Here is a 25,890-nt window from a genome sequence, read left to right as displayed (position 1 = left end):
ACCCTCGCGTTCCTTGTCAGCTTACGTATTAAAACGTTTTTTGCTTTTATTCATGTAAGCCCATAGGAACATACCCGTTGCGATTAACAGACCGGCGTCCAGATATTTTATGTCCGGTGCCTGTCTGTAACTGATGTTAATCAGGAAATAACTGATAAAGCACATCGCTTTGACCCAAAACGGCAGCATTTTTTCGCTCGCTATCGACATGATGAATAGGAGTCCTGCAAGGGTGAGCGTGACGTACGGAGATAAGGACCAAGGTGTCAAAACTGGAAATAAACCTGCTCCGATGAGTCCGCATGACAGAAACACCGTCTGCCTACGAAACATGAACTTTTCTTTTCGACTCGGCACCGGATCCGGAATTATTTCCTCTTTGTACCCGTCCGCCTGCTTCTCGGCAATCAGTTCCTGCATCCGGCGACGGGCTTGAAAACCAAAAGAAAACCGTTCTTCCGTATTCTCATGGATGTCTTCATCAATCATCCACGGTTTATCAACACCGAAGCTAGCCTGAACCGTCCGGCCATCGCGATAAATGGACCAGTAATACATCAAGCCGTCGATGTGTTTTCTAAGTATGATCATCAGGATGCTTCACCTTCCCTTCATGAACTCTATTTTGCTGGATAAATCGGTTGATCCAATCTGAAATCATACACCTCTTTCCAGATGTTTAAGCGGGTGTCATTAATAATGACAATGTCCCGTCGCCATTTCACACTTACCTCTCTGCACGGATATTCCCAATAGACACGCCGCTGTTCTTTTGTTTTTTGGTCTTCCATGATGCCGAGCATCGCAAATCCCGTCGTCGCCCCTCCGCTTGAACGATAAAATCGTAACGTATACTGCTCGTCCGGAGAAGTAACCGTCTTGTATAAATTGCCTTGCGGTACGTATTTGATATCTACGGCGAAGAGCGAGATGTAGATTTGCCAGGCCAAATATCCTGCCAGCAGTATGCCAAGTAGACTGGCGATGATTCTAATTTTTTTCCACACGTTCATTTCCTCTTTTCTTGCTTTTTACCATGACGCACTGATCCCGTATAGCAGTAGAAAGCCGCCGGCAAAGCACAGGTAGCCGTACTGTTTGACGGATAAGGAACACAGGAGAAACATCACGACCGATCCAATGATTGAATCTGTTCCGTTAGCCGCGTCCAAAAAAGGTGTCTTGTCTGGATGTTTGGATCGGACGCATTTCAGACCCAGTCCGAACAAAGCAAGGACGACTCCAATTCCGATGAATGATACGATCATGTTTTCCCCCCGATTCGTTAACTTGTCATTTCAACTACGTCTTGTTTGAAAAGTCGGTTTCATTAAAAAGCCACTTTTTCGCTCATCCGCTTGAAAAAGTGGTGCTTACTCTGTCGTCACCCTTCGAGTTCCTCGAGAACGTTCTCCGGGTTCAGCTCGAGTCCTTGCAGACTGGCATCCCAGTTCAGTCCGCAATACAAACCGTCTTGAATCATGTTCGGTAACCAGCCGTCTCTAAAGACATCAAGATCGAGACGAATCAAATGATAATTCTCCCATCCGTCTGTCTGACAGGCACGTGCGCCTTCTTCCGTCGAGAAAAACAGCAAAACATCCGTTTCCTCTTGATTTGACGGGCAATACGCCCATCCCGACTGCTTCAATTTTGATAATCCGTAGACAGCTTCTGTCTCGAGCACGGTTTCAAAAAATTCATCCGCTTGCATGGCACTGTCTAATAGCTGTTGCTCTTGTTCCATAAAGGCTGCAAGCGTCGGGGCAACCGGGAATAATTCCTGTTCCTCGTGATCCCACAGGATAATCGTCTCAGCGTCGGGCAAGAGATAACCGAGCTCATCTCCGGAACCGTCGGCAGCAATCCGGAAAAAGCCGTCCGGATAGTCTTCTGCATCTGTCGAGTTGACATGGACGATGTCTTCCCATGTCCGCTTGATATACTGTTCGTCCTTGATCGGATGAAATTGCCACTCACCGGCTTCGAACTTGTTTTCTTTTTTAAAGTACGCCCGCAACTCGGACGGCAACGAAAAGCCGAGTTCTGCCTCGACTTCCTGCAACCGTTCTTCTGTAATGAAGGGTAAACCGATCTGATGTTCCATTTTCACTACTCCTTTATGTACAAATTCGTTTCTTCCATTTACGTCTCTGTATCAATGATGTGATCGATCTCATAATTATCCGGTAATATCGTTTTTAGCTGATCTACCGTCTTGAAGACATCTCCATTCGCGAACCACATGAAACCGAGCGCGTCATGAGAAGGAAGGATGAACGGCAACCCATCACGTACATCGAGTACATGCGTATATTTCGCTTCTTTGAAAATCCATTTTCCAGAGATCTTTAATTGATACGTGGGTCGCGTAAATGTAATGATCAACGTTTCACTCCAAGCGGCTCGAAAAAATGTCTCGGCTAACACGAAATGTAAATCATTCGCATTCAACACTTCGATACAACAATAAAAATCCGTGCGACGCTGATCGCCTTTATATCGTGGATGTTCATAGCAACTGAGTGGCCGCGTTTTTAAATGCTCCAGGATATGCAGATCATCTTCTCTCAATTCATCAAAACTCGTCGTGATGTATAAGGGAAAACGATCATAACGTACTAACACATCACATAACACTTTCTCGGTCAGTTCACTCATGTAGCCGTCTACTGCATGGTCATAACACATGACTTCATAGACGGTTTGCATTTGACCAATCACGTTGATTTGATACGCCTGAAGTGTCCGCTGGATACTTTTTTTCTGAAAAGGGGTTTCGAAGATTATCAGCTCATTCATGCCTTTTACTCCCTTGAAATTCGTCACTTTTCAATTTTTCCGATTAAAGTTCTTTCCTGCAGGATGAAGTCCAGTCAAGCGCCTGCCGTAATGAACTTTTGCTTGACCCATCCGGATCTGAGTCACGTCATATTGTTCCTTAAAATATTCAACGACCGGTTCGACGATATAAGACGGGTCGAGGACATAAAGTACGAATTCGATTGCTTCCGGCCCATAATCATCCTCTAAAAAATAACCATTTCCGGTCACTCCGAGAAATTCTTCGAGATCTTCCTCGATTTTCGAACGACTCTCCCAAACGGCATCATACTGTTCCTCGTTGCAGGTCAGCTCAACGATGACTTCTTTAAAGTCCTGTTCATCGACCAAGCGGTAGCCGTCTACAATCTTTGCCTCCACCAGCTCCTGGATATAGCCATCCAGATTGAAAAAACGAGAAAATTTCTGTTCACTTTCCGGTTCTTCCGTTATCTCTCCGACGATGCCTTGCAACGTATACAACGTCCGGCCGTCCTTGACATACATCCAGTAATGATCACGACCATCTTTCGTTTGAATGACTTGCATCCAGTCGTCCTCTCCTTCACGTTCGCTCGATTCCTTAGAAGTGAGATAAATCTTTCATTCCCATGAATATGACGCTCAAATCAATGGCTGACGTGTTAAATCAAGCAGTTCCCTTTCTGTTGCATCAATAATTTCCTGAAAAGCGTCCACACCGTGTTTCTCAAGATAATCCGCCTCTGATTCAAAAATCGGAACAAACCAAACCGGCAAAACGTGTTCCGGCTCATCAAACTCGGCGTCCCCATGATGGATGAAAAAGCTCTCATCAAAATAAATCGGTGCCGTCACGTAGACTCCTGCAAATCCGTATTGGCCGAACACCGTCTCAGGCATACTGTAGAATTCGCCCAATTCAAAAGCCTGTCCGGTTTCCAAAGCATGCGTCGTCAGCCGCCATAGCAATTCGATGACATCTTCCTCTGCTTCCAGCTGTTTGACTGACATCATCACTTCCTGATGAGCAAACCGTCCATCCTCGAATTGAAGTGAATGCCAGAGCAACCCGAGTGAAGTCGCTGTATACGTCTCGTTGATGGGTGCGTTCTCAAACTTCAGGAATTGAATGTTTTCTTCCATCATGTCTTCCAGTTCAAGATTTCCTGTGATTTCACCACAATGTTTTTCCAGATGCTCAATGTAATTCATATGTACCTCCTGTTTTCTTTCCGCGGCGGTCATGTTCATCCGAAGAAATTCCATTTATACCTTTCATTATATAATCGACTGACAGTTTTGGGGATTTTTATTTCTGGAAAGTATGTACAAAAAAAGTACAAACTCTGTACGTTTCTAACGTACGTTTGCACTTCAATCATTCTATTTCCATGTTTTTACACTCACTCAACTTCCTCAATTGCTACTGTTCTTTGTTGATACGGATGATCTGAAAAATTCGCAGCAAAGTCAAACCCGTTCCCATCATGATTCACCCACAGAAAGAAACAATTCCGTGCATCAGCGGGAAAGGCCAACCTGAACTTTTTAAAATAGAAGTCATTGTTTGTCTCTTCGATTTCAATCGTCTTTTCGCTTGAAAACAATATACTCTCGTTATTGTATGCATCTTGATAGGCTTTAGGAAAATAATGAAGAAATGCTTCTTCTGAAGTGATGGTCAATCGATGATAGATATTCCATCGGTCAAATCTTGTGCTGCTGTCAGCGTCAGGTGAAAGATTGATTTTGCCCGAACCACTCATACTATGGACGTACAAAGGATAATGATTCAACTCCAGTAAAAATTCTTGAATGTTCTTGCTGTAAAGAGCCATCCCTTCCTGCCACGACTCTTTCAACAACTGATCCATATCGACATCTGCGTATTCTTCATCATCCTCATGACAGTGAAAACGAACTTTTCCTTTGTCCTCGGATGGAAAGATAAAAGCAGTTCCTTCACCGACCAACATACTATCCAACTCCATTATCCCAACTCCTTCATTCATCCTCTGCGAAGTTGACCCGTACACCGACGATTTGCCTCGAGATATCATACTGTATGTCCACATCGTACAGTCCGTCCCCAAAACCTGACGTTGAGACGGCACCATATGAGACGATACCGGCTTGATCGTCGGCAGAATCAACTGTCTCGAACTCCATCGCTGGATGCTGACGATAAGCTGTTCCATCAAAAATGCCAGCCAGTGCCGAGTCCACGCCGATTGGTTGATCCTGCCGGTGCCATTTGCCGCTCCGCTTTTTGCCCCCTTCAAAAACAAGTAATTGCTTAACCCATTCGTCTTCCGTGTAAATGATAGCTGCGGTCCAGCTGCCTGATTTCACATTCGACAAAATCAGCTGTAGATCTGTTTCTTCCTCTAGTCCATAGTAAGGATCCGTCACGATTAGTTCGTTGCCCTCTACCATGAAACGGCCAAGTCGGTAGGCCTGATTCGTTTTTCGTTTCGGGACATGCCAATCGACGAACTGTTCCAAAGAAGACGACGGATATTTTGCGATTCCCGTTTTTTCGTTCCATCTAAAGACGAGCTCTTGCAGGAAACGTTTCCGGATTCGGTAACACAGCTTGTCACCCGTTAGATTTTCACCGATACAGATCAAGTCATCGGGCAAGCCAGCCGGACGCTTCTCATTGTGACGAACGAGATCGATCGAAACTGTTCGTTTGGTTGATAGAGGATACAGGCTCCATTCGCCAAACTGTGCACCGTTCGTCTGTAAGAACAGATCTTTGTATTCATCCGGAAACAAAACACCTAAGGCACGTTCTGCTTTTTTCAGGTCAACAGCTGATGCCCCGGGCACCCTTGAATCGGGGTGGAGACGTTTGATGAGTTTACTCACGACATCTTCGCTCCTGTCCATGTTGTTTAGACGGCTTCAGGCAACCAAATAATTAGTATAAGTGCCAGCACCGTTTTCGAAAATTGTTTTTTCTCAAGAAACCATGGGAATAACACCAGTCCGATTAGTGTCATGGTAAGCAACACCAGTCCCAGATTAAAGTAATGCGCTCCCGCTGCTAACGGAATATTCATAATCCGAAAATCTGCATTCGGAAAATAACCGAGCCGGGTAAAAAGTATGTTTCCAAATACGCCGCCTGCCATCAATAGAATGGAGATGACCAATATTTTTTTCTTCAATATGAACAGCTCCTTTTTAACGTCTATGTACGATTTCTACCATATGTCATCCTAAAACTGTTCCGAACAACACCACAACTAAGGCCATCGTCAGCGACCAGACGATGGTTTTCCTATTGTTCCCTTCAATTCTTACATACCAAAGCGGAAAGATATTCATGACTAGCAAGCCAAAAGACCGGTACAGCTTTTCCTCTGCAGCATCCCACCCAATCCACGCGGTTACACTCACCAGGACCAACAACAAAACGGTCACGCTGATACTGATTGTCCAGACACGACTGCCCGGTTGCAACCGATTAAACAGAAAAGCCACGACCGTTCCGATACAGACAATCAGACACAAACTATATAAAACAAGCTCCACTTTCATTCCTCCATCTCCGTTCGATATTTCTTTTACGTATTTCAAGGTTAATCGGTTTCGCCTTCAAACAACCGGTCGTCATTAATTTGTGAATATAGAAAAAGCCAGCCTCCATAAATCTGGAGAACCAGCTCTTTGCATGTCATACATTCCTTTTTTGATGACTCTTCTCATTTTTACTTTGTAAAGCTCTCAAGAAACTTACTCGCTTCACTGTTAAATTTCCATGTCACACCAAATTGATCAATCAGCATTCCGAAACTGGCCGACCAAGGGGTGTTTGATAAAGGCATGATGACAGTGCCTCCTTCAGAGAGACCGTTAAAAAGAGAGGAATTCACTTCCGGTGTCGCATCGACAATACTGATCAGAAGAGAATTCCCTTTATGAATTCCTCCTGTCACCGTTTGCATTGCAGAAGGAACATCTGAAAGCATTAAGGTATTCCCCGCAAATTCAATACGTGACTCCATGATTAACTCTTGATCCTCTTTTCCAAGCGGCATATTAGGGTTCTCTCCTAAAGCATTGAATCGTACTTTCTTAACATCTGTTGCCTTTAATGCCTTCTCATAGAACATCAATGCTTCTTCTGCTTGACCATCGAATTGTAAATAAGCTACCGTTTTCATTTTTTATCTCCTCCTTTGTTTAATCCAAGTATAATAGGCTATAGGTGACAACTAGGTGTCGTATATAGGAGGACTCCATGAAAAAAATTGAACGGCTTATCTCCATCGTAATGATTCTACTGCAAAAAGAAATAATCTCCGCTTCAGAATTCAGCCGGCTATTCAATGTCTCGAAACGGACGATTCAACGAGACATGGAAGCATTGAGTTATGCAAACATCCCCATCTATGCGCAACATGGTGCTGAAGGTGGATATGCATTGATGGACGAATACAAGTTCGATAAACGGTTAGTAAATCATAATGATTTAGAAAATATCCTGATTTCGTTGGCCGGATACGATCAATTAATAACGAATCCCAACATTCAGATGACGATTCAAAAAATCAAAGCCATGTCTAAAACGCATATCCCATCAAAGCTTGACCTGTCCTTCTATGAGTGGCCGGGAAGAGAAGAAATCAAAGAAGACATTACGTTCATGAATCAGGCAATCGAACATCATTGGTTGTTGAAGTTTGACTATATCGATCAGGTTGGACAAAGAACGTGTCGGATCGTAGAACCATATAAACTGCAATTCATCGAGAGGCTTTGGTATCTGGTTGGTTACAGCCGGGAACGAAACGACTACCGTACGTTTAAGTTGACAAGAATGTTAGACATTCAAAAAGCAGGTTTTTTTAAACCAAGATCTGAAGAAGACCTAATAAAAAGCAATGACAAGGCAGCAAAATTAGATATGGTCACGGTGCAACTATTAATTGATGCTCGCGTACGAGATCAATTCATCGAGAGGTATGGAAAAAAATCTGTTACGGAAGTGACGATCCATCACTATTTGGCGAACATTGAATTACCCGAGAGCCCGTTTTCCTATCAGTTCTTAGCCGGTTTGGGAAACATGGTTAAAATTCTAAGTCCACAACATTTCATAGACAACTACTTGGAATTTTTACGAGAAGCTATTGCATCGTACGATTAAGTATTTTTTAATCATTCATCACAACGGTCCTAACGCAGCAAACATCATAAGTATTATAGAAGAGAGAAGTCATCGTCTTCCTCTATGACTTCATCATTAATTTGCGTAACGACCATCTGATCCGGCAAACTGGCGATCACTCCAGCAAGAGAAGCATACTGCTTATCCCGGCTGAGGATACAAAATCCTAACCCGTCATAATCAGTGGTGATGTAGGTCTTTGAAGCATTAAAATCAAACACAGCAATGGATCGTCTTCTTTTGACTCCCCATTCTAAGAAATCTCCCCATTCGAACGTTAAAGAATCTGAATGACTGATGCAGTAGAATACATTTTCAGATGCGAGCCAGTATGTTTTGTTTAATACAAGCAGTAAGTCAGCAATGTTTTGGATTTTCACCGTAATACAAGAGTAGTAGTTGTACCTTTTATACCCGTAAGATTTCAAGTTGCCGCCACAGTCGTCGACCGTATAGTCAATCTGATGTTGTTGAAAAAAGGTCGTAAAGTCTTCAGACAGTTCATACTCGTCGACAAAATGCACATACAACGGGAAGACCGCTTGATGTGTTAAGAATGCCATTAAAAATTCTCGACTTTCTTCGACATGTCCTTCTCCGCTTAAAAGATGCACAACAGGTAAACCTCCGTCAAACCGATGGGGATGCACTAAATCTTCTATAAAATGTTGAGTGACAGGCTCTTCTATGATCAGGATTTCAGTCATTTTATGCTCCTTACCGAAAAATAATGTTGTACTACCTATAAAGAATAACGGAACCTGTCTAAGGTTTCCATTTTTTCTAATATAAAGTCTATTTTTTGATATACTACATGATAGATTCACCTTGAAAGGATGAGCTTGATGTGGAAAGCGCTATTATTTTTTTCTGTCTGGAACGGTATCACCATTCCAATTCTTCTGTCTATCGTGTTCACTATCTTTAAACCGCTTGTTTTAGCAGATGAGACCGGTATCAGTATGATTGTCATCGCAGCTATCGTTTCAGTATGTAATCTTTATATCGCAACACGTATTTGGAATCGAATCGAAGAGAAAATGTACAAACGAAAGACTTTCATGTGAAAAACGCAGATCCTCCTGTTCACGGAAGAACAGAGCATCTGCGTTTTTTTCGTTCACACCTGAAAGTGAGCTATAAACATCCTCTACATCAAATCTTGCATTACAAAAAAATCCTCTTCACAATTATTGAACCGAATGAATACGCTATAACGGTAGCCTAATTAGGATATCTTTTAGTTTTTCACACTTATTTAACACTTAAACTTTTTCCAAAGATATTAATGATGAAGTGGTCAGCTCTTCGCTTTCTATCACGATTGCAGTCAATCCCGTATCTGTTTTGGTTTCATGCCATTCATCTTTATCCCAGAATACGGCTTCCCCACTATGAACTTTGATGTATTCATCCGTTTCACCTCTGACCCAGCCTTCTCCGCTTACAGCTAAAAGAAGTTGAGGAACAACAGCTGGATGATAACCAATTAACCCATCCTCATCTAAATGCACACATCCTATATGTGCTACTTTGTCTGTCTGTGTAATACGTGACATCACAAAATCTGAGTCGAACTTTGTAATTTTCTTACCCACTTCTTTTTTAAATTGATAGATTTCCATATAATCCTCTCCTGACCAACCGCTTTTGAATACGACCGCTTTGCGAAGATAAACCGCTACGTTTACAAACTTTACAACTTTCAAGTATCATGTCGTTTAACGCACAATCAGCTCGAGTGGAATCGGCTGACAGATGGGAAGCTCTTTTCCCGCAGCCAATCGATCGAGCACTTGGACCGCTTCTTTTCCGAGTCGTTCAATCGGTTGGGCAACGGTCGTCATCCCCATCGCTTCAGCAATCGGATGATTGTCAAAACCGGTCACAGCAAGCATCTCCGGAATGTTAATCCCTCCTTGTTTCGCCTGATGAATGATGCCGGCAGCAACGTAATCATTCCCGACGATGATGGCAGTTGGTCTGTCCGTCAGTTTCAGCAAGCGTTTCATCACGTCCTGTCCATCCACAAAGGAATAGTTCTCCTCAAAATACCAGTCCGGCGAAACGGATATATCGTGTTCTTGAACGAACGCATCGAAGGTGTTGCGACGAATTAGTCCAACACCGCTCGCCGGATTTCCGAGACACAGTTCAAGAGAAGAATGTCCCCGTTCCACTATATGAGACAACACTGCCAAAATCCCACTTTGATGATCAACAGCGACCTACGCGAGACTTTCTTCCCGCTGTTCGCAGATTACGACCGGACCATCGCGTCGGACACGCTCGAGCACGTCAGGCGGACTGACCGACGAGCCGATGATCAGCCCGTCGATTTGCTTATGCCGCAGTTGTGTAAATGACTGCTGTTCCTGTTCCCTGTCATTAAACGTTTGATGAATGAGCATCGAGATATTCCGCTCGGCACAGGCGATACCGATCCCTTCAATCAATTGACTGAAAAACGGATGGTTAATTTGCGGGACCATCACTCCGATGACATTTGTTTTGCCTCGGGATAAATGAACCGCGTTTTGATTCGGTCGGTAATCCAGTTGTTTCATTGCCCGTAAGACAGCCTCCCGTTTCTCAGCAATGACATACGGCTGATTGTTCAACACACGGGAGACCGTCGAGCGGGAAACGCCGGCTGTCTTTGCGATTTCAGTAATATTTGCCATCCTGCCCTCCTTTATGTCCGACTTGAATCGAACAGAACGTTTCTAACGCCATGGCAACTCCATCGTCATCATGATGTCCCGTCTCTTCCGTCGCCTGTCGTTTAACGGCGTCTTCCGCATTCCCCATCGCAATACTTGTCCCGGCAACCCGAAACATCAGCAGGTCATTGTGATGATCACCAATTGCTACGGTTGCTGTCAGTGGAATCCCCAACCGTTCAGCAAATTGTTGCAACGCCATTCCCTTATCGCTTCCGCTCGCCGTCACCTCAAGGTTAAATGGGCCGGAGCTTGTAACGGTGCAATTTCGTGACGATAAGTCGTTTTCGATCCGTTTCAGTACAACTGCTTTGGGACTGACAATCATGAACTTCATGACTTTCGCTAAATCGACGTCTGAGAAATCCGTTACTTCCAGGACGCCGTATTGCGTCAATTGCGGCTGCACGGATTTAAGGAATTCGTCAGCTTGAAACAACGGATTGGTTCTCTGTTCCTTTTTGATTTATTTCATCAACTGATCCGTCGCGTCATACGTCATCAGAATTTCGTCTTCCAAGTAAATATGAAGATATACGTCTTGCTTCAGCAAACAGTTCAAGATGGCTTCACTCTCGTCAGATGGAACATAAGCATTTTTCCGTATCGGTTCTCCTTCGCATTCTGCCTGGATTTCTACTCCGTTTGAACTGATAATCGGACAATCCAACTGGTGGAGCCGCAACAAATGCGCTGCGTCAAACGCGGCTCGCCCTGTCGCAATCACGACGATGTCTCCGTTCTTCTGACATCGCTTGATGGCTGAGACATTTCGTTCTGAAATTATATGAGTTGAGTGTAACAAGGTACCGTCTAAATCAATGGCAAATAAGCGCATGGTGTTCCTCCTCACGGGATGATGTACTGTTCGTTTCCAGTCTAGCTTCTGAAACGCATCCCAGAGCAACCTCTTTATTCCCATTCCACATAGGTTAAAATGAATGTCTCTTTTTTGTGAAATGGCTCATAATAATCAAGAAGGACCAACCCGCTTACTAATCATTAGGACTTTGACCTGATTTGTCAGCTGTATCCTTTAATTTTTACCTCATCAATCACTTTACTCCATCACAGAAAGGAGGATTTATCTCCTATGACAACTATTTACTTTGTAAGGCACGCTGAATCTCCGAAAACCGATTTGGATGAACGAACACGCGGCTTAACCGATGCCGGACAAATGGCTGCACAACACGTCACAACCTACTTAAAAGATAAAAACATTGATCTGTTTTTCTCGAGTCCCTATCAGCGTTCGTTGTTGACGATCGAAGCGGCAGCACGTCATTTCGGGAAAGACATCTTGATTGATGAAGACTTACGAGAATGTGCCTTTTCCGGACGACATCAGACGATGCCGCAAGCTGACGTCTATCCGCTCGTCCAACAGATGTTTACTGATCACGATTTTTCTCACGACGGCTCGGAAACATTTCAATCCTGTCAGCACCGTGGAATTCAGGCATTGATGTTGATTTTGCAAAAGAACGCTGGAAAACGGATCGTCATCGGCACGCACGGTTTCATCATGACTGCGATTTTTCATCATTTTGATGCTATGTACGATTTTAATTTTCTCCGCCAAACGACAAAGCCGGATATCTATCAACTTACCTTTAAAGGGACAGAGCTCGTAAACATGTCACGCATCACGTTACCGCTTTACGATTGATGAGACGTGATGAACTCGAGCAAAATCGGTTGTTCCGGCGGATTGATTCTGTCTGTTGAACTACCTCCACCTACGCTTCGCTAAGAGGTGGAGGATTCCTGAGTTATTCAACCTAGCGGTCAAAAATTTATCCGGCTAACCCCGTCGTCCCGACGGTTGAACGTTGATCTTGTCCGTTTCTTTTATGCGGATGCCTACTCTGCTTGGTTTTCGCTACTTCGGTCATCCGCAAGGTGAACGTTGAAGATTTTACGTGACAGACGAACTTCCTGTCACAACCCTATATCTTCAGTTTCCAAAGAACATGACTCTTTTTTTATTCCTGATTTTAATTGCTTTCAAACCAGGAGTGTCGGGCAATTAACGTGTCGCAAGACACGCTTTGCCCGAAGACGATTCATCTCCCACTTGCACTAGGGCTTCGCCCTGAACGTTTAGAAGTGGGAGTATTCTCGGCTGATTTTGATAAAATCTTCCTCTTTCACATTTTACCATCATCTGGTTTTACAATTATCCAAATGTTAAAATGATGGAAATGCATTTTGAACATCAGCATCGTCATTTTTTAGGACAGGAGTCGAAACAAGTGGTCAATCGGGATACACAGATCAAAGTACTTCTTTATGGAAATCCGCTTCAGTTCGCCTGTGAAACACTTGGTGTCCCGAATATGCGAAATCATTCCTACGCAGACGTTTTTACTGTCAGTCGAGCGGAAGTCTTAGCTTATACGACGGTACACGGAATACCTGAACAATCTTCGACCGAATCCTATCGTTTGCTGGACGGATTTCATTATTATGAAGAATACGGTACGTGGTACACGTTTTTTCGGGAACGTGGCATGACGTTTGACCAAAAGAAGTTCATCGACGAAACGATCGCCAAAGAATACATTGTATCGATGCTTCTGAAGCTGACCATGACCGGATTATATTAAATCCATGGAAGGAAGGGATTACTTTGACTACTTCTCCATTCCCATCCTGCAAACCACAAGACTGACACTCCGCGAGGTGACACCGCTCGACGCTCCGAGTCTCCTGATATATCTCGGTCGTTAAACCGATGGAGCTCGCGAAAGAAGCGGTTCTTGTTGTGCTCAAATACGGTTTTACGGAGTTGAACCTGAACCGGATCGAGGCACTGGTCCTGCCGGAAAATGCCGCTTCTCAGCACTTGCTCGACCGCCTCGGCTTTCCACAGGAAGGATTGCTGCGTCAGTACGAGAAGACACGTGGTCAATTCGATGATTTGTATATGTATTTCTTGTTGCAGACGGAATGGCAGGACGGCTCAATGCACAATAAAAACACGTCCATTGAATGCGACGTGCTTCATACTTTCTTAACCTCTTGGAGGAAACGGATCATTGCCGTACGAATCCTTATCGCGGATCTGCCCTTCCTTATTATGAATGATCAGCTCAACCTGTTGATCCTTCGCAATTTTCCGTCCTGCTGCGATGGCTTCTTTTTGTGTCGGAAACCGTTCCGTTGCTTTGGAAGCCCCTTCCTCAATGACCTGATAACCGCCATCCGGATGTGGTGTAATATGCTGATTCGCCATGAATTCACTTCCTTTTTGATGGATCGTTTTATCCTGCTTCTATCCTTGTTACCCTTAACTAAAAGTCTTCATTCGTCTGGAGACAGTCTCCAGCGCATCGAAACCTTGTTCACTTAGCAGTACACGATAACCGCCCGGAGAGGAGCACTCGCATGAAGTTACACGATTATTTACAGACTCACTTTGGCAATCCAGACGTGCTAGCAGAATCGTTCGCGGAGCGTCCATTGACACTACGTCTCGACTTGGAAAAAGAACTCTACCAAATACAAGATAATTCCGATGAACTGAATATGGCGTATTTCGAGAAGGTTTATCAAAAATCGCTCACCTTGTTTGAAGACCTGTTTCAGGAAGATGACCGTCTATATCTCGTTGTACGTGTCAGAAAAGACCGCCATTCTCCTCCGGCGAAAAGTACGGAGATTTTTGAGCGCTATCTCAAAAATAACAAGAATCGATACACGATTGAGTTTGAAAAAAAGAATGTAAGCGACGAGGAAGTCATTTTCCAATACACCCGCTTGTTGCCGAACAGACAGGTCATTTATTATACAAAGTTGCTTAAAGCAATCTGTAATCAGGACTTTCCTGAGTTGTATCCCCGCTTCAAATCGAGACAGACGTACTATCCTGAAATCTTTTTTGTGCATGCCGATCAAGATATCATCCTGCATATTTTTGACGACCGAGGCTGTTTTATCTTAACTAACAATGAAACGAGATTTGAGTTTTTGAAAGAACAGTACACATCTGATTTATCCGAAAGCTTTCCTAATCAACTTGAAGAGTAGTGAATCATTTGAGCCTATCTTGTGATAATCCTACTGTATCGATTCAATCAAATGATAAGAGCGAACAAAAACGCTCATGCCCGATAGCCTTTACAAGTAACGGAATCCGAGGACCAAAAGAGCTATCAATCGTCAATTCGTACAACATCGTCGAGCGAATCTTTTGCATCCCCATCGTTTCTTTCTTTTCTACTTGCCGAGTCAGACGATAGAAGACCGCCAGAACATCTTCTTCTCCCCGCACTGCTTCTGCGAAACGATTTAACCAGTCTTGTTCTTCCATCGAGTACGCCGCGAATTTTTGATCATTTCGTTGCTCACGAATCCGAATCTGTCTTTCCGGACACCAACTTGTCACGAATTGGCGGGCACGCTCGACTTGAGCTGTAATTGTCTCGTCTGCCTCGTTGCATTCCAGTAATTGACGTAGTAACGGTTCATTAAAATCAACCATCGGACCAAGGGTCGTCCATTGCGAAAACGGGATCAGTTCGTTCTTCAAGTCCGCCTGACTCCAGCGTAAACTTTGTTGGATTTCTGGTGTTTGCCGTTCATAATGCATCACCATCCGCTCATATTCCGCGTAATGCCGTAACACATCTTCGTCTATTCCGATATGAAACGCATGCTCTGGTCGGTGTTTTGCGAATAGGAATAAGATTTGATGAGCCGGATAGACCTGCAGCAAATCTTGTGGTGTTAACCCTCCACCACTCGAACTCGACATTTTCTTCGTTTCTCCTTTTAATCGAATGAATTCGTACGGGAGATACAACGGAGGTTCCACACCAAAAATTTCACGTGCAATCTCGGATGAGACGACATAACTTCCGTTTGCCGCGGAGTGATCTTTCCCACCCGGTTCAAAATCAACACCCTCCATTGCCCAACGCATCGCCCAATCGACTTTCCAGTTCAATTTCGTTTGATGGTTGCTACGCATGTCAATCGTCTCATACCACCCGCATATACACCGATAGTCGTATGTCGCTTCATGATCGTCAAACGACTCGATTGTCGTTGCATCCGTCCCGCAAGCTGTACAGTAGACGGAAGCTGGAAAATAACTTACCCGCTCCGCTTCAGAAGGAGTAGCTGATTTATATCGCATCAAGATTTCATAAATTGCTTGACGTTCCCGAAAAGCGTGTAGAATCAACTCCGCATATCGGCCCGACCGATATTCGGCGTGTTGGTACCGATATTCCGGTTCCATCTGAAACAATCGCAACGTTTTCTCGAACATTTCCTCAAAATGACGTGCATATGAACCTTCACCTGTGGGTGCCGGTGTCTCACTGTACGGCCGTCCCAAATAACGATCATGCCCTACGATATCAGCCGGAACTTTCCGGAAGCGGTCGTAATCATCCCACGAGAATAAAAATTGGACGTCTTTTCCTAAGTCCCGTAACGCCTGAACGACGAAGTAGGTAGTCACGACCTCCCGAAAATTACCGATGTGAACCGGTCCCGACGGACTGATTCCTGCTGCACATACATACTTTTGTTTTTCAGGATTTCTTGTAATAATGGCACGTGCGGTTTCTTCTGCCCAATGCATATTGATTCCTCCTGAGTTCGGCAAAAAAGCTGATTTCCGCCGTTTAGTTTTCACTAAAGGACGAGAATCAGCTTCCCGTGGTACCACCTTTGTTCGTTGACCTGTCACCAGATCAACCTTTACATGTACAAACATACACGCTCTCGATAATGGGAGAATCCATCGTAGCATCATCCAGTTGGAATCCGTACGAAGCTCAGAGGCTTTTTTCAGATTGAAACCCGGTCATCCGCTCTCACCAGTTCGGACTCGCTTGGCACCGTCAGTTTCTTCCTACTCTTCTCTTCACAGCCATGTCTATTTGATTTTGATTAGCATACAAATAATGGAGATAGATTGTCAATCTTTTTTCAGTTACTTTGATAGATCGTCTTATCAAGTTTCCATTTTACTTTTTAATTTTAGTTAAAATATATATCAAAAATCCGGTGATACTCCTTAAATAGAAATCACCGGATTTTTTTGATTTGCTCGTTAATTGGTTTTGTTTCAATTGTTTTTAAATCCGTTTCTTATTTCGCTCATACCCCATAACCCAACCGTGCAATAACATTCCGATGATCCCCCATAAGATCATTACTAATCCGATAAGTGTAAAAACTACTTTCAAAAATGGAATCATTTCTGTATTTGACAAAAAACGCATGAATATGATGCCTGCTACCGTTAACATCAATAAAAAATTAAAGTTCTTTACCATTTCGTTTCACTCCATCTCAAGAAATAAGTTTATTCGACCGATTTTTTTGTTTCAAGTAATTCTTGTTTTTGCGCCTGTTGTTTCAAGTCTTCCTTCCACCAGCCATTAATGAAAAACGTACATCCAACAATCAGTGCACCAATCGGGAAATATTTCAGATAATAGTCATCGAGCGACTCACTGGAAAAATTCGGTGACAGCTCGATGTAGGCACTGAACAGTTGAACGATAAAGAACAAGAAAAAGCTGACAATCAAAGCCCACGTGCCATAACGATAATTTGGATTTTTCAACATGTATGTTCCTCCTGAATTGAATTATTTTAATCTGATTTCTATATCGCCACCGCTACTTTCACCTTTATCGTCACGAACGATATAGTCGATGTCATAGACACCCACCGGAATGACACCGGCTTTGACCGTTTTCTTCAGCTTCACCGTTGTATGCGGTTGAACTTCCTTCGACAACCGTTTCGGCTCCACTTCCTCGTAAGAGTCATAGACGACTTTTTGCGTATCGTGCTTGCGGACCTTGACATTGAGCAGATGACCGGCCCGGGAGACGACTTTTACCGGATAATCGCCTGTGTTCGTCAGTTTATATTCAAATACAAATCCGTCTTTGATGCTTCCTGTATAGCCGGTTTCGACCGACTGACTGCTCGGTTTCATGTCGAGGGACATACATCCGGTTAAACTGAATAACAATGGCATAATCAGTAGTTTTTTCATTTCCATTCCTCCTTTTCGCATGCATTTCAAAAGAGTGGAAGAAATGAAGATGCTCCTTGAACGTAATGCTTTGCTTACTTCCAACCCGGTAATGGACGAGGCAACTGGTCCGCAAAGGCCCGGTAGCCGTCATAACTGAGCCCTTGTTTTTGCGGGCTTTCATTTATAATTAATGAGTCGCCTGTTTCTTCTTCATTTTCCCAAAATCGAGATTCTGTCTGAAAGACATTAATTAATGAATAATGAAATTGTCGACCAGACAACCGGTTACGGACATCCTCAATTAGCTTGTTAAAACGGGATCCGCCTTCATAACGCGACATCAACCGTTCTTTCCCAGACTTCCCTTCGTAGATCGAGACGGTATATTCGTAATCTGAATCAGTTTTTGAGATCGGATATTCGATTTCGACCCTAACGGAATCGACAAATTTGATCGGCAGCGGTGGCTTGACGTCTTCTTTCGGAGGATCTTCGTCGACGAAATAATTGTCCTTCTCAATGCTGAAGTCTTTAAATTCCCAAAACACGTCCCCTTGGGCGATGATTGAATACTCGAGGAATGTTCCGAAATTCTGGCCGATTAGATCGGCGTCCTCAGTGGTTCCCTCATGATACTTCCAGTACATATAAGGTGTGTCTTCTGTTTTAGCATGTTCCGTATGAATTAAGAGATATCCTTCATTGACTTCACCAATCACCCAAAAATAATCAAAATCTTCATCAATAAGACCATCTTCTTTTGCTTCTGTTGTCGATTCGATTACTTTATCAAGAGAATACAACACTAGACCAAGACCGTCGTCAAGAATAAACAGATCCGCTCCGTCATGCAGCTCAAGAAACGTTTGGTATTCGCTCGGTAATTTTTGATTGAATTCGTCTTCGAATGCCGCAAGCGATGAAGCGGTCACCGGTTCCGGAAAATTGAATTTTGCCTGACCGATTTCATTGTACTTCCGTTGAGTGAAGGTTGATCCGTGATTGATTTTCTGTTGAAGCCCACCGAGTACTGCTGCGATTTGATTCATATCATTCTCTCCCTGTCATGCTTTTTCCCAACCCGGTAACGGACGCGGCAAATCATTAACAAAGGCCTGGTAACCGTCATACTGCATGATTTGGGTTTGCGGATGTTCAACACGTTTTGCAATCTGTTCACCGGATGCATCTTCACTTTCCCAAAGCGGTGCTTCTTTTTGGAAAACGACGATTTCAGAATAGTAGTATCCTGGTTCATCCAAAGTACCCACTAGATAACGATGGATTTGTTTAAAATTATCGAAACCGTTTGATTCCGACCGTAACTGGGCTTTTCCATTTTCATATGTATAAAAAGAAACGATAAACCCTCCCCGGCGGTAAATCGGATACTCAATTTCAATCCGGACCCGTTCCTCGGATGCAATCGACACGCCCGCCTGTACCTGTTCGGTGTCTTCTTCGACATAGTAATCGTTTTCCCGGACATCGAAAATGTTAAATTCCCAGTACATGTCGCCCTGGGCGATGATCGACCGTTCAAGAAACGTCCCGAAGTTTTGACCGATGGCATCGGTGTCCTCGGTTGACCCTTCATGATACTTCCAGTACATATAAGGTGTATCTTCTGTTTTCGCATGATTCGTATGAATCAGCAGGTATCCTTCGTTGATTTCACCGATGATCCAGTAATGATCATAGTCTTCATCAATCAGACCGTCTTCCTTGGCTTCGATCGTCTTTTCGATCATTTCCTCGAGCGGATACAAGACCAGCCCTTCGTCACCCAACATAAACAGTTTCGCTCCGTCGTGCAGTTCGAGAAAAGTCTGATATTCGCTCGGTAACGGTTGCTTGAACTCGGCTTCGAACGCGTCCAGTGTTTTCGATCTAACCGGTTTTGGCAGATGGAACGTAGCGTGACCGATTGAATTGTAACTGCGTTGAATAAACGTCGATCCATGGCTGATTTTCTGTTTGAGTCCATCGAGGACAACTGCGATTTGATTCATAATATCCATCCTTTTGTTTCTCTATGTATGAGCCGTCTTGCCTCATCTTCCTTTAGTCTACCATTTTACCAATAATTTGGGTGGTTCAAGCTTCCTGTTTCTGTGGTATTCTTTTTCTAACCAAAATGATGCCCGAACAGCATCTATGTCTATCCATCTGGAGGTGAACCATGCAGAAACAGTCTTCGATGCTGCTGATTTTACTGGCGGCAATGCTTTGGGGTACGACCGGCACGTCGCAAGCCTTTGCGCCGGAAACGGCCCACCCGATTGCGATCGGCGCCGTCCGTTTAGCCGTCGGCGGCTTCTTTTTACTCAGTCTCGCCTTACTGACCGGAAGGTTGACCTTAAAAGATTGGCCGTTGCCCACGATTTTCCTCGCTGCCCTCAGCATGGCCGCCTATCAACCGTTATTCTTTTCCGCCGTCCTCATGACCGGTGTCGCCATCGGAACCGTCGTCGCGATCGGCAGTGCGCCGATTTTTTCCGGATTGATTGAATGGATTTTCTTAAAAAATCGACCGGGCACGATTTGGTGGCTGTCGACATTGCTTTCGATTGCCGGTTGTTTACTGTTGGTCATGAATCAAGCATCTGTCTCGGTCGATCCGTTCGGGATCGTACTCGCACTTGGTGCCGGAATGTCCTTTGCCGTCTACACGTTTGTCAGCCGGGACTTAGTGAAAACACATCCTCCGCTATCCGTCGTCGCGGTCGTGTTTACACTCAGCGCCCTCTTGTTATCGCCACTGTTGTTCCTGTTTGATCTGTCGTGGGTCTTCAGTCTCCGTAGTGCCGGTATCAGTCTCCACCTTGGTGTCCTCGCAACAGGACTTGCCTATCTATTGTTTGCCCGCGGTCTTGCGCACGTCTCGTCTTCGACAGCCGTTACGCTGTCGCTCGGTGAACCGTTGACCGCTGCCTTGCTCGGCGTTTTTGTCCTCGGGGAAACACTCAGTCTGTTATCATGGGTCGGCATTTCGCTTTTATTTTTCGGCATCGGACTACTCGTCTGGTCGTCGCGTTCGGCACGTCAGCCGGACATCCTCGAACTCGCCGAGGAAAAACATTCTTAAGGAGGGAATCCGTCATGCACATCACATTCGAGAAGCTCTTGTACCGTGAAGACTATCAGATTAAACTCGATCACATTGTCATGAACGAGGAAAACGGCAACCGGTTGGCACTCTATTTTCGCGGCCATACGGACGAAGTCATGGTGCTCATCGGCGACTATTCCTGCAATTATTTCGAACTGTTGTTTGAAGCAGATTGCGTCCTGCTCCGCTCGTCGGATTTGCATGAACTGGATGACGAGGTAGAGTTCAGTCCGGTTCCGCTCACCCTGTATCAGGACTCGGCACTCCTGACCTTTGCGACGGCCTGGATGGGCTTGAAGCGGGACCCTTCGCGCGACTGGACGCACTATGCCATCCGGGCATTCGAACAGGACTTTCATGTCCTGTCCCCGCGTCCGCCGGTCTTTACGGATCTTGGTCATAAGAGGAGTGACTATATCGTTAAACAGACGTTTGATCCTCCGACGAATATCTGACATAAAAAAAGCCCTACCTCGCCAAAGGTAGGGTGATGCGACACGTCCCGCCCGACGGCTTGCGCCGGACGGGACGTGATTTCATTATACATACCTCGCCAGTGTTTTTTCAATCGTCTGAATCGAGTCGACCGGGGCAAATCGTTTGACGACCCGCCCTTGACGATCAACAAGAAACTTCGTGAAATTCCACTTGATGTTTGACGACAGCAGTCCTCCCTGCTGTTGCTTCAAATACGTATACAACTGATGTTCCGTCGGTCCGTTGACGTCAATCTTCTGAAACATCGGGAATGTCACACCGTAATTCAACTGACAAAACTGCATCGTTTCCTGCTGATCGGCAAACTCCTGATTGTTGAATTGGTCACACGGGAATCCGAGCACTTTGACGCCTTGATCCGCATACTTGTCGTGTAGCCGCTGTAAGTCTCCGAGTTGCTTGACGAGCCCGCACTTACTTGCTGTATTGACGATGACAAGAACCTTTCCGGCGTAGTCGTTAAGTGAAACCGTCTGACCGGTTGCGTCCTGTACCTCGATTTCGTAGAGCGATGTATTCATTTTCATTCCCCCTTTATCATCAGTATACATCGCTGAAAAAGCGCCATCTTTTTTGAACACACGTCAACTCGCTTACCAGATGTGTTCTTCCCGGTCACTCAGCTTGATGACAAACGGCATGATCAACAGAAAAAACAGACTGATGTATCCGAGTGACAGATAATGTTGGGTATCTTTTGAAAGATATTGCTTCTTCCCGCAGTTCGGACATGTTTTGCCGTGGTTTGCAATAGTGACAGCAAGCACATCCTTCATCTTCCACTTATAGTCGCAATTTGTACATCGAACCATTTCATCATCCCCTTTCCTCTTTTTACCTGTTTCTTTAAGCAAAGGTTTCATGAATATGATGATTGGTTGAGAAAAGCCAATCAGCGAAATGTACTCAATCCTTAATTTTAAAGTTTCTCTCCTCTTCCTGAAATGCTTTGATCCAATCCCGAAAATCGTTGTCTACATGAAAATACTCGTTCGGAGTATTTTGCAAATCCATTCCATAGACTATCGTCAGACAACGAAAGACAGCCAATTCCTGCTTCGTCAACGATTTGCCTTCTTTCTCTTCCATCCACTCCAAAGCCGCCATCCGTTCATATGCCCACTCGGATACTTCCTCTCGTGTCAGTTGTTTTTTCAGAACGTGTTCCAGTTTTTTTATTACATCATCGATTTGAATAGTTCTCATGTCATCATCTCCCAATTAAATAATCATATGAATAATTCAGGCATTAAATCCTTTAATTTTTATGGTATAATTTTACATATGAAGTTCTGAACTCTATCCTCATCGTGCAACAAAGAAGTTCATAGTCCTAACGATTTAGAAATGGAGGTCATCCCGTTGAAAAAAGTAATTACTCCTTTGCTTTGCATCCCGTTCCTGCTGTTATCATCCTGTACAGACGAAACAGAAAAAACAGTGACGCACTCTGAAAGTAAAGAATTTAAACCGGAAACTGTGAAAATCAACAAGGATAGTGAATTAAACATCGTTCCGCTTTATACGCCCTATCAAAACTATTTGAAGGCATCCCTTAAAGAAAATGATCCAGAAGCGGATAAAAATAGTTATGCGAAATCTGTTCTCGGTTACATAGGTGAAATTGGAGAGAAGGAAAACTTTGATACGACCAGTTTAAAAGGCTACTTTTTATTGCAATCAACTGTTTACGAGCAAGAACTGGTGGATCGGACAAACGAGTTGATGAAACACCATGACGAAATCAAAGACATCATCATAAAAAACTATACCGCTGCAAATAAGGTACTTCCGAAAAAGAAAAGTACGATTTTCATCGTACCTACCAACTCGGAATATTCTTCTATGAGTGAATCTATGAAAGGCGTATTTGCCGCAGCATATAAGGACACGTTCATCCTGTATCTCGATACAAACTTTGATCAGGATACACTTGCTTACACAGTCGCACATGAATACCATCATTTGATTCTTCAAGATACAGCCGAATATAAAATGAATGAGATTCTTGATTCAATCATCACCGAGGGCAAGGCGGATGCCTTTGCCGACCGTGTCGTCAAGGACGTTTCACCGCCGTGGAACGTACCGATGGATGACAAGTCCAAGAAACATGTAGCCAGTTTGATCGAGAGCGGTGAAGCTACTTATGAAGAAGTTGTAGGCGGTAGTCAGCAAAAAGACATTCCCCAATGGAGTAACTATATCTTAGGACGGGATGTCATGGATCATTACTTTAAAACGAATCCTGATCATTCCATATCGGAATGGACATTTGCAGATCAACAGGATATTTTAAAAGGCTACAAGTACCAAGATATTCTGGAATGATACATTAATACATTTCGAAAAAACTATCATTGTAGGATGGTTACTTAGTAAACGGATTTCAATCTTCTCTTAAACTTACGTTGGATAATGCCCGAATTACATTTTCGATGATGTCGAGAGAAGCTGGAATCTGAATCCATTTTTCCATTACCTGGTCAAAATAAAGTCCTTGTTTTCGCATGTTTTCTTTATTGTTCACTTCATCAAATTCTAAAATTTGATTCAGATTTCGATTGGCTTCCTCAAAGTCATCGAACGGTCCTGAGCCATAATAAAAGAGTAAGTCTTCTTTTGTAAATCCTTCTAATTCTAGAATCTTTTCTTCCATTAATTCGAGCGGACGTATGCGGGCTTTCGCGTAATCGATGATTGTCGGATAAATGCCAAATGGTATGTCGTATTCTAAAAATCGTTCCGAATACCACTCCCAAATCCATTTCCACTTACAGATGAAATACACGATGTATTCTACTAGCGATGTTTCTTCCAGCTCATGCATTTCGTAAGATAATGTGATGGTGTCTTGTTCCAGCTCGAATTCAATAATAAATTCACCATTCCTATTTTCATCTTCCAGAAGTTCATTGATTCGTAAATCATTTAGTTTAAGATAGTCCAACAATGAAACTGGTCTTTTCGCTTCTTCACGAAATAAAACGCTAATATTTTTAATCACTTCAATTGTCATTTAGAACCTCCAAAAGGAATCAAGCAAGATCACCTTGCTTGATTCCAGTAGTTTTATCAAAACCAGGTACAAATATACCTACTCCTAAACCTTAAGAACGAAATCCTAATAAAAGTCATAACCGGGTACCTATATACAACAAATACAAAATGAAGGAGTAGAAAACATGTTTTATGATGAATACGAACTGCTTGAGTTATTCGAATCCGAACCGGAAGAACTTTATCAGGAAGGTGCCGGTTTTTATATGTATAAGAAGGTCGACAAACTTGGGTTTCAGCTATTATTGTATATCTCACAATATGAACATAAATGCAACGTCAGTCTAAGTAATGATATGTACAGGTGAACAATCTTCGAATTTGAACTATATCATATAGAATCAATAAGAAATGAAAATGAGTGTTTAAAAATCAGAGCCAATTCAGGAAAAACAGAAATTGATATACAGTGTAAGCCACATTTCAGTTTAACCCATATTAGATTATCGGATTAAGCATACGATTGACCTTTTAAGATACCATTTACGAAGGAGGACAGTTTCAGATGCGTAAATTTTTATTAATCGGCTCTTTGATTATCATCATTGCTTTGTTCGTTCAATTCGAACCCTTCCGTGATGAACCACCCGATCCCCGTGTCGAGATACAGGGAAAAAGTATTCCAACGGTTCAAGGGACATTTTGCTGGAGTGGCCTGTTTAGCGGCCAATGCGTAGACAAAATCTATGTAGACGGTTTACACATGACTGAAAAAAGTAAACCGGTCACCGTCATGCCGAACGAGAAAATCCGGATTGCCTTCGATCCAGAACCTGATACAATCAACATCCTTCAATTTAACAACAAGAAGACCGGTAACCCGGTTAGGTTAAAAAATAATCAACTCGTAACACCGAAAGAAGCCGGCACATATGCCTATGAACTTCAAGCAAGATGGTCAAAGAATGGTGACGGTCAGTTTGCTTTCTTAATCAAAGTAGATTGAAGGAAGAACGAATAGATCTTGTGTCTATACATCTAAATACGTATTACAATGTATTGCAAAGGAGATGTACGGTATAGTTTGAGCGCGGAGCTCAAAAGTCTCTTAACAAGATAGATCCGCGGATCATCATGTCCTGGATCAAGAAGAATATGGTCAGGACGGATGATTCGCGTTGTCATGGAAAGGGACTTGTTTCGAATCGTTCGGGTGAATGGCGGTATCGCATCGGACTATCGTCTGATCGCTTACAAAATTCGTCATCTTGATTCTCGATATCGGGCATCGTCGTGATGTTTATAAATGATTGTTGTGAAGAATAATTAAATAATTAACCTAGCAAACAGCATAGTTACTATAGAAAGAAGTCCACATCATTCCTCAGATGTGGACTTTTTTTCTTTCAAATCTACCCTAGAACAGTTCGTCTATCTTGTTCACCTTTATCTACATAGAAATTTAGATTATCAACAATATTTTATAAAAATCATTTTTATATTAAAAATCAATCTAAAATATCCGATATTACTTTAAGACATACTTTACTTATTT

Annotated in this window: 33 protein-coding genes and 3 pseudogenes; 10 read left to right on the top strand and 26 right to left on the bottom strand. The window is 43.4% G+C overall.

What is annotated here, in order from left to right; translation table 11 throughout:
* Positions 1-21 precede the first annotated feature (21 nt).
* The 12 genes from AC3IRK_RS06980 to AC3IRK_RS06925 form a co-directional block, all read right to left on the bottom strand.
* On the bottom strand, positions 22-591 hold the full coding sequence (locus tag AC3IRK_RS06980; protein ID WP_489170599.1) for a hypothetical protein: 570 nt from the start codon (positions 589-591) through the stop codon (positions 22-24).
* 29 nt (positions 592-620) lie between these two features.
* Positions 621-1,013: a DUF5412 family protein gene (locus AC3IRK_RS06975; protein WP_489170598.1), complete on the bottom strand. Its 393-nt coding sequence runs from the start codon at positions 1,011-1,013 to the stop codon at positions 621-623.
* 18 nt (positions 1,014-1,031) lie between these two features.
* Positions 1,032-1,268: a hypothetical protein gene (locus tag AC3IRK_RS06970; RefSeq protein ID WP_489170597.1), complete on the bottom strand. Its 237-nt coding sequence runs from the start codon at positions 1,266-1,268 to the stop codon at positions 1,032-1,034.
* Positions 1,269-1,384: 116 nt separating this feature from the next.
* The gene (locus AC3IRK_RS06965; RefSeq protein WP_489170596.1) at positions 1,385-2,107 is read right to left on the bottom strand and encodes a DUF2750 domain-containing protein; all 723 of its coding nucleotides are present in this window, start codon (positions 2,105-2,107) and stop codon (positions 1,385-1,387) included.
* Between the two features lie 38 nt (positions 2,108-2,145).
* Positions 2,146-2,802, bottom strand: coding sequence for a hypothetical protein (locus AC3IRK_RS06960; protein ID WP_489170595.1), 657 nt, complete (start codon positions 2,800-2,802; stop codon positions 2,146-2,148).
* A 30-nt stretch (positions 2,803-2,832) separates the two neighbouring features.
* The gene (locus AC3IRK_RS06955) at positions 2,833-3,372 is read right to left on the bottom strand and encodes a hypothetical protein (protein WP_489170594.1); all 540 of its coding nucleotides are present in this window, start codon (positions 3,370-3,372) and stop codon (positions 2,833-2,835) included.
* Between the two features lie 75 nt (positions 3,373-3,447).
* Positions 3,448-4,017 carry a suppressor of fused domain protein gene (locus AC3IRK_RS06950; RefSeq protein WP_489170593.1) on the bottom strand — a complete coding sequence of 190 codons (570 nt, stop codon included), beginning with the start codon at positions 4,015-4,017 and terminating at the stop codon, positions 3,448-3,450.
* 191 nt (positions 4,018-4,208) lie between these two features.
* On the bottom strand, positions 4,209-4,796 hold the full coding sequence (locus tag AC3IRK_RS06945) for a hypothetical protein (protein ID WP_489170592.1): 588 nt from the start codon (positions 4,794-4,796) through the stop codon (positions 4,209-4,211).
* Between the two features lie 13 nt (positions 4,797-4,809).
* Positions 4,810-5,679, bottom strand: coding sequence for an SMI1/KNR4 family protein (locus AC3IRK_RS06940; RefSeq protein ID WP_489170591.1), 870 nt, complete (start codon positions 5,677-5,679; stop codon positions 4,810-4,812).
* A 26-nt stretch (positions 5,680-5,705) separates the two neighbouring features.
* Positions 5,706-5,981: a hypothetical protein gene (locus AC3IRK_RS06935; RefSeq protein WP_489170590.1), complete on the bottom strand. Its 276-nt coding sequence runs from the start codon at positions 5,979-5,981 to the stop codon at positions 5,706-5,708.
* A 46-nt stretch (positions 5,982-6,027) separates the two neighbouring features.
* Positions 6,028-6,348, bottom strand: coding sequence for a hypothetical protein (locus AC3IRK_RS06930; RefSeq protein WP_131972900.1), 321 nt, complete (start codon positions 6,346-6,348; stop codon positions 6,028-6,030).
* Positions 6,349-6,524: 176 nt separating this feature from the next.
* On the bottom strand, positions 6,525-6,980 hold the full coding sequence (locus tag AC3IRK_RS06925; RefSeq protein WP_489170589.1) for a VOC family protein: 456 nt from the start codon (positions 6,978-6,980) through the stop codon (positions 6,525-6,527).
* A 77-nt stretch (positions 6,981-7,057) separates the two neighbouring features.
* On the opposite strand from AC3IRK_RS06925, the gene AC3IRK_RS06920 reads away from it, so the two are divergent.
* A complete protein-coding gene (locus tag AC3IRK_RS06920; protein WP_489170588.1) occupies positions 7,058-7,966 on the top strand; it encodes a helix-turn-helix transcriptional regulator in 909 nt (302 codons plus the stop codon).
* A 53-nt stretch (positions 7,967-8,019) separates the two neighbouring features.
* On the opposite strand, the gene AC3IRK_RS06915 is transcribed toward AC3IRK_RS06920, so the two are convergent.
* Positions 8,020-8,694, bottom strand: coding sequence for a hypothetical protein (locus tag AC3IRK_RS06915; protein ID WP_489170587.1), 675 nt, complete (start codon positions 8,692-8,694; stop codon positions 8,020-8,022).
* A gap of 138 nt (positions 8,695-8,832) precedes the next feature.
* On the opposite strand from AC3IRK_RS06915, the gene AC3IRK_RS06910 reads away from it, so the two are divergent.
* Positions 8,833-9,054, top strand: a complete 222-nt coding sequence (locus tag AC3IRK_RS06910) for a hypothetical protein (protein WP_489170586.1) — start codon at positions 8,833-8,835, stop codon at positions 9,052-9,054.
* A 198-nt stretch (positions 9,055-9,252) separates the two neighbouring features.
* On the opposite strand, the gene AC3IRK_RS06905 is transcribed toward AC3IRK_RS06910, so the two are convergent.
* The 3 genes and pseudogenes from AC3IRK_RS06905 to AC3IRK_RS06895 form a co-directional block, all read right to left on the bottom strand.
* Positions 9,253-9,612: a cupin gene (locus AC3IRK_RS06905; protein ID WP_489170585.1), complete on the bottom strand. Its 360-nt coding sequence runs from the start codon at positions 9,610-9,612 to the stop codon at positions 9,253-9,255.
* Between the two features lie 96 nt (positions 9,613-9,708).
* A pseudogene (locus tag AC3IRK_RS06900) lies at positions 9,709-10,671 on the bottom strand (LacI family DNA-binding transcriptional regulator).
* A pseudogene (locus tag AC3IRK_RS06895) lies at positions 10,655-11,548 on the bottom strand (Cof-type HAD-IIB family hydrolase). Before AC3IRK_RS06895 ends, AC3IRK_RS06900 begins: the two co-directional pseudogenes overlap by 17 nt.
* A 255-nt stretch (positions 11,549-11,803) precedes the next feature.
* On the opposite strand from AC3IRK_RS06895, the gene AC3IRK_RS06890 reads away from it, so the two are divergent.
* The 3 genes and pseudogenes from AC3IRK_RS06890 to AC3IRK_RS06880 form a co-directional block, all read left to right on the top strand.
* Positions 11,804-12,382, top strand: a complete 579-nt coding sequence (locus tag AC3IRK_RS06890) for a histidine phosphatase family protein (protein ID WP_489170584.1) — start codon at positions 11,804-11,806, stop codon at positions 12,380-12,382.
* Positions 12,383-12,968: 586 nt separating this feature from the next.
* Positions 12,969-13,322, top strand: coding sequence for a hypothetical protein (locus AC3IRK_RS06885; protein ID WP_489170583.1), 354 nt, complete (start codon positions 12,969-12,971; stop codon positions 13,320-13,322).
* Between the two features lie 128 nt (positions 13,323-13,450).
* A pseudogene (locus AC3IRK_RS06880) lies at positions 13,451-13,570 on the top strand (GNAT family N-acetyltransferase); the annotation flags it as partial.
* Positions 13,571-13,729: 159 nt separating this feature from the next.
* Here the strand turns inward: AC3IRK_RS06880 and AC3IRK_RS06875 are convergent.
* On the bottom strand, positions 13,730-13,951 hold the full coding sequence (locus tag AC3IRK_RS06875; protein WP_026833220.1) for a DUF2188 domain-containing protein: 222 nt from the start codon (positions 13,949-13,951) through the stop codon (positions 13,730-13,732).
* Between the two features lie 152 nt (positions 13,952-14,103).
* Here AC3IRK_RS06875 and AC3IRK_RS06870 point away from each other — a divergent pair, with 152 nt between their 5' ends.
* Positions 14,104-14,745, top strand: a complete 642-nt coding sequence (locus AC3IRK_RS06870) for a DUF3885 domain-containing protein (RefSeq protein ID WP_489170582.1) — start codon at positions 14,104-14,106, stop codon at positions 14,743-14,745.
* A gap of 43 nt (positions 14,746-14,788) precedes the next feature.
* Here AC3IRK_RS06870 and lysS read toward each other — a convergent pair whose 3' ends face one another.
* The 5 genes from lysS to AC3IRK_RS06845 all read right to left on the bottom strand — a co-directional run bounded on the left by lysS (position 14,789) and on the right by AC3IRK_RS06845 (position 19,737).
* On the bottom strand, positions 14,789-16,309 hold the full coding sequence (lysS, locus tag AC3IRK_RS06865) for a lysine--tRNA ligase (protein WP_489170581.1): 1,521 nt from the start codon (positions 16,307-16,309) through the stop codon (positions 14,789-14,791).
* Between the two features lie 729 nt (positions 16,310-17,038).
* On the bottom strand, positions 17,039-17,305 hold the full coding sequence (locus tag AC3IRK_RS06860; protein WP_489170580.1) for a hypothetical protein: 267 nt from the start codon (positions 17,303-17,305) through the stop codon (positions 17,039-17,041).
* A gap of 21 nt (positions 17,306-17,326) precedes the next feature.
* On the bottom strand, positions 17,327-17,743 hold the full coding sequence (locus AC3IRK_RS06855; protein WP_489170579.1) for a hypothetical protein: 417 nt from the start codon (positions 17,741-17,743) through the stop codon (positions 17,327-17,329).
* A 74-nt stretch (positions 17,744-17,817) separates the two neighbouring features.
* On the bottom strand, positions 17,818-18,774 hold the full coding sequence (locus AC3IRK_RS06850) for an SMI1/KNR4 family protein (protein WP_489170578.1): 957 nt from the start codon (positions 18,772-18,774) through the stop codon (positions 17,818-17,820).
* A gap of 15 nt (positions 18,775-18,789) precedes the next feature.
* Positions 18,790-19,737 (bottom strand): SMI1/KNR4 family protein, encoded by a 948-nt coding sequence (locus AC3IRK_RS06845; RefSeq protein WP_489170577.1) that lies wholly within the window; start codon positions 19,735-19,737, stop codon positions 18,790-18,792.
* Positions 19,738-19,907: 170 nt separating this feature from the next.
* Between AC3IRK_RS06845 and AC3IRK_RS06840 the strand changes: the two genes are divergently transcribed.
* The gene (locus AC3IRK_RS06840; protein ID WP_489170576.1) at positions 19,908-20,813 is read left to right on the top strand and encodes an EamA family transporter; all 906 of its coding nucleotides are present in this window, start codon (positions 19,908-19,910) and stop codon (positions 20,811-20,813) included.
* Between the two features lie 14 nt (positions 20,814-20,827).
* Positions 20,828-21,292, top strand: a complete 465-nt coding sequence (locus tag AC3IRK_RS06835; RefSeq protein ID WP_489170575.1) for a hypothetical protein — start codon at positions 20,828-20,830, stop codon at positions 21,290-21,292.
* 84 nt (positions 21,293-21,376) lie between these two features.
* On the opposite strand, the gene AC3IRK_RS06830 is transcribed toward AC3IRK_RS06835, so the two are convergent.
* The 3 genes from AC3IRK_RS06830 to AC3IRK_RS06820 all read right to left on the bottom strand — a co-directional run bounded on the left by AC3IRK_RS06830 (position 21,377) and on the right by AC3IRK_RS06820 (position 22,541).
* Positions 21,377-21,856, bottom strand: a complete 480-nt coding sequence (locus AC3IRK_RS06830; RefSeq protein ID WP_489170574.1) for a glutathione peroxidase — start codon at positions 21,854-21,856, stop codon at positions 21,377-21,379.
* A gap of 72 nt (positions 21,857-21,928) precedes the next feature.
* Positions 21,929-22,147, bottom strand: coding sequence for a hypothetical protein (locus AC3IRK_RS06825; RefSeq protein ID WP_489170573.1), 219 nt, complete (start codon positions 22,145-22,147; stop codon positions 21,929-21,931).
* Positions 22,148-22,241: 94 nt separating this feature from the next.
* Positions 22,242-22,541, bottom strand: coding sequence for a hypothetical protein (locus AC3IRK_RS06820; RefSeq protein WP_489170572.1), 300 nt, complete (start codon positions 22,539-22,541; stop codon positions 22,242-22,244).
* Positions 22,542-22,697: 156 nt separating this feature from the next.
* Between AC3IRK_RS06820 and AC3IRK_RS06815 the strand changes: the two genes are divergently transcribed.
* Positions 22,698-23,666, top strand: a complete 969-nt coding sequence (locus AC3IRK_RS06815) for a DUF2268 domain-containing putative Zn-dependent protease (RefSeq protein WP_131972951.1) — start codon at positions 22,698-22,700, stop codon at positions 23,664-23,666.
* 58 nt (positions 23,667-23,724) lie between these two features.
* Here AC3IRK_RS06815 and AC3IRK_RS06810 read toward each other — a convergent pair whose 3' ends face one another.
* Positions 23,725-24,354, bottom strand: coding sequence for a hypothetical protein (locus AC3IRK_RS06810; RefSeq protein ID WP_489170571.1), 630 nt, complete (start codon positions 24,352-24,354; stop codon positions 23,725-23,727).
* A 546-nt stretch (positions 24,355-24,900) separates the two neighbouring features.
* Here AC3IRK_RS06810 and AC3IRK_RS06805 point away from each other — a divergent pair.
* The gene (locus AC3IRK_RS06805; RefSeq protein ID WP_489170570.1) at positions 24,901-25,341 is read left to right on the top strand and encodes a hypothetical protein; all 441 of its coding nucleotides are present in this window, start codon (positions 24,901-24,903) and stop codon (positions 25,339-25,341) included.
* Positions 25,342-25,890 lie beyond the last annotated feature (549 nt).

Source organism: Exiguobacterium sp. GL_137 (assembly GCF_057834585.1).
This window is presented reverse-complemented; position numbering and strand designations above follow the sequence as displayed.

What these genes read in the sequence shown, in the direction of transcription:
- AC3IRK_RS06980 (WP_489170599.1), bottom strand. Translation starts at nt 591, where the DNA reads ATGATCATACTTAGAAAACACATCGACGGCTTGATGTATTACTGGTCC.
- AC3IRK_RS06975 (WP_489170598.1), bottom strand. Translation starts at nt 1,013, where the DNA reads ATGAACGTGTGGAAAAAAATTAGAATCATCGCCAGTCTACTTGGCATA.
- AC3IRK_RS06970 (WP_489170597.1), bottom strand. Translation starts at nt 1,268, where the DNA reads ATGATCGTATCATTCATCGGAATTGGAGTCGTCCTTGCTTTGTTCGGA.
- AC3IRK_RS06965 (WP_489170596.1), bottom strand. Translation starts at nt 2,107, where the DNA reads ATGGAACATCAGATCGGTTTACCCTTCATTACAGAAGAACGGTTGCAG.
- AC3IRK_RS06960 (WP_489170595.1), bottom strand. Translation starts at nt 2,802, where the DNA reads ATGAATGAGCTGATAATCTTCGAAACCCCTTTTCAGAAAAAAAGTATC.
- AC3IRK_RS06955 (WP_489170594.1), bottom strand. Translation starts at nt 3,372, where the DNA reads ATGCAAGTCATTCAAACGAAAGATGGTCGTGATCATTACTGGATGTAT.
- AC3IRK_RS06950 (WP_489170593.1), bottom strand. Translation starts at nt 4,017, where the DNA reads ATGAATTACATTGAGCATCTGGAAAAACATTGTGGTGAAATCACAGGA.
- AC3IRK_RS06945 (WP_489170592.1), bottom strand. Translation starts at nt 4,796, where the DNA reads ATGGAGTTGGATAGTATGTTGGTCGGTGAAGGAACTGCTTTTATCTTT.
- AC3IRK_RS06925 (WP_489170589.1), bottom strand. Translation starts at nt 6,980, where the DNA reads ATGAAAACGGTAGCTTATTTACAATTCGATGGTCAAGCAGAAGAAGCA.
- AC3IRK_RS06920 (WP_489170588.1), top strand. Translation starts at nt 7,058, where the DNA reads ATGAAAAAAATTGAACGGCTTATCTCCATCGTAATGATTCTACTGCAA.
- AC3IRK_RS06915 (WP_489170587.1), bottom strand. Translation starts at nt 8,694, where the DNA reads ATGACTGAAATCCTGATCATAGAAGAGCCTGTCACTCAACATTTTATA.
- AC3IRK_RS06910 (WP_489170586.1), top strand. Translation starts at nt 8,833, where the DNA reads ATGTGGAAAGCGCTATTATTTTTTTCTGTCTGGAACGGTATCACCATT.
- AC3IRK_RS06905 (WP_489170585.1), bottom strand. Translation starts at nt 9,612, where the DNA reads ATGGAAATCTATCAATTTAAAAAAGAAGTGGGTAAGAAAATTACAAAG.
- AC3IRK_RS06890 (WP_489170584.1), top strand. Translation starts at nt 11,804, where the DNA reads ATGACAACTATTTACTTTGTAAGGCACGCTGAATCTCCGAAAACCGAT.
- AC3IRK_RS06875 (WP_026833220.1), bottom strand. Translation starts at nt 13,951, where the DNA reads ATGGCGAATCAGCATATTACACCACATCCGGATGGCGGTTATCAGGTC.
- AC3IRK_RS06870 (WP_489170582.1), top strand. Translation starts at nt 14,104, where the DNA reads ATGAAGTTACACGATTATTTACAGACTCACTTTGGCAATCCAGACGTG.
- lysS (WP_489170581.1), bottom strand. Translation starts at nt 16,309, where the DNA reads ATGCATTGGGCAGAAGAAACCGCACGTGCCATTATTACAAGAAATCCT.
- AC3IRK_RS06860 (WP_489170580.1), bottom strand. Translation starts at nt 17,305, where the DNA reads ATGTTGAAAAATCCAAATTATCGTTATGGCACGTGGGCTTTGATTGTC.
- AC3IRK_RS06855 (WP_489170579.1), bottom strand. Translation starts at nt 17,743, where the DNA reads ATGAAAAAACTACTGATTATGCCATTGTTATTCAGTTTAACCGGATGT.
- AC3IRK_RS06850 (WP_489170578.1), bottom strand. Translation starts at nt 18,774, where the DNA reads ATGAATCAAATCGCAGCAGTACTCGGTGGGCTTCAACAGAAAATCAAT.
- AC3IRK_RS06845 (WP_489170577.1), bottom strand. Translation starts at nt 19,737, where the DNA reads ATGAATCAAATCGCAGTTGTCCTCGATGGACTCAAACAGAAAATCAGC.
- AC3IRK_RS06840 (WP_489170576.1), top strand. Translation starts at nt 19,908, where the DNA reads ATGCAGAAACAGTCTTCGATGCTGCTGATTTTACTGGCGGCAATGCTT.
- AC3IRK_RS06835 (WP_489170575.1), top strand. Translation starts at nt 20,828, where the DNA reads ATGCACATCACATTCGAGAAGCTCTTGTACCGTGAAGACTATCAGATT.
- AC3IRK_RS06830 (WP_489170574.1), bottom strand. Translation starts at nt 21,856, where the DNA reads ATGAATACATCGCTCTACGAAATCGAGGTACAGGACGCAACCGGTCAG.
- AC3IRK_RS06825 (WP_489170573.1), bottom strand. Translation starts at nt 22,147, where the DNA reads ATGGTTCGATGTACAAATTGCGACTATAAGTGGAAGATGAAGGATGTG.
- AC3IRK_RS06820 (WP_489170572.1), bottom strand. Translation starts at nt 22,541, where the DNA reads ATGAGAACTATTCAAATCGATGATGTAATAAAAAAACTGGAACACGTT.
- AC3IRK_RS06810 (WP_489170571.1), bottom strand. Translation starts at nt 24,354, where the DNA reads ATGACAATTGAAGTGATTAAAAATATTAGCGTTTTATTTCGTGAAGAA.
- AC3IRK_RS06805 (WP_489170570.1), top strand. Translation starts at nt 24,901, where the DNA reads ATGCGTAAATTTTTATTAATCGGCTCTTTGATTATCATCATTGCTTTG.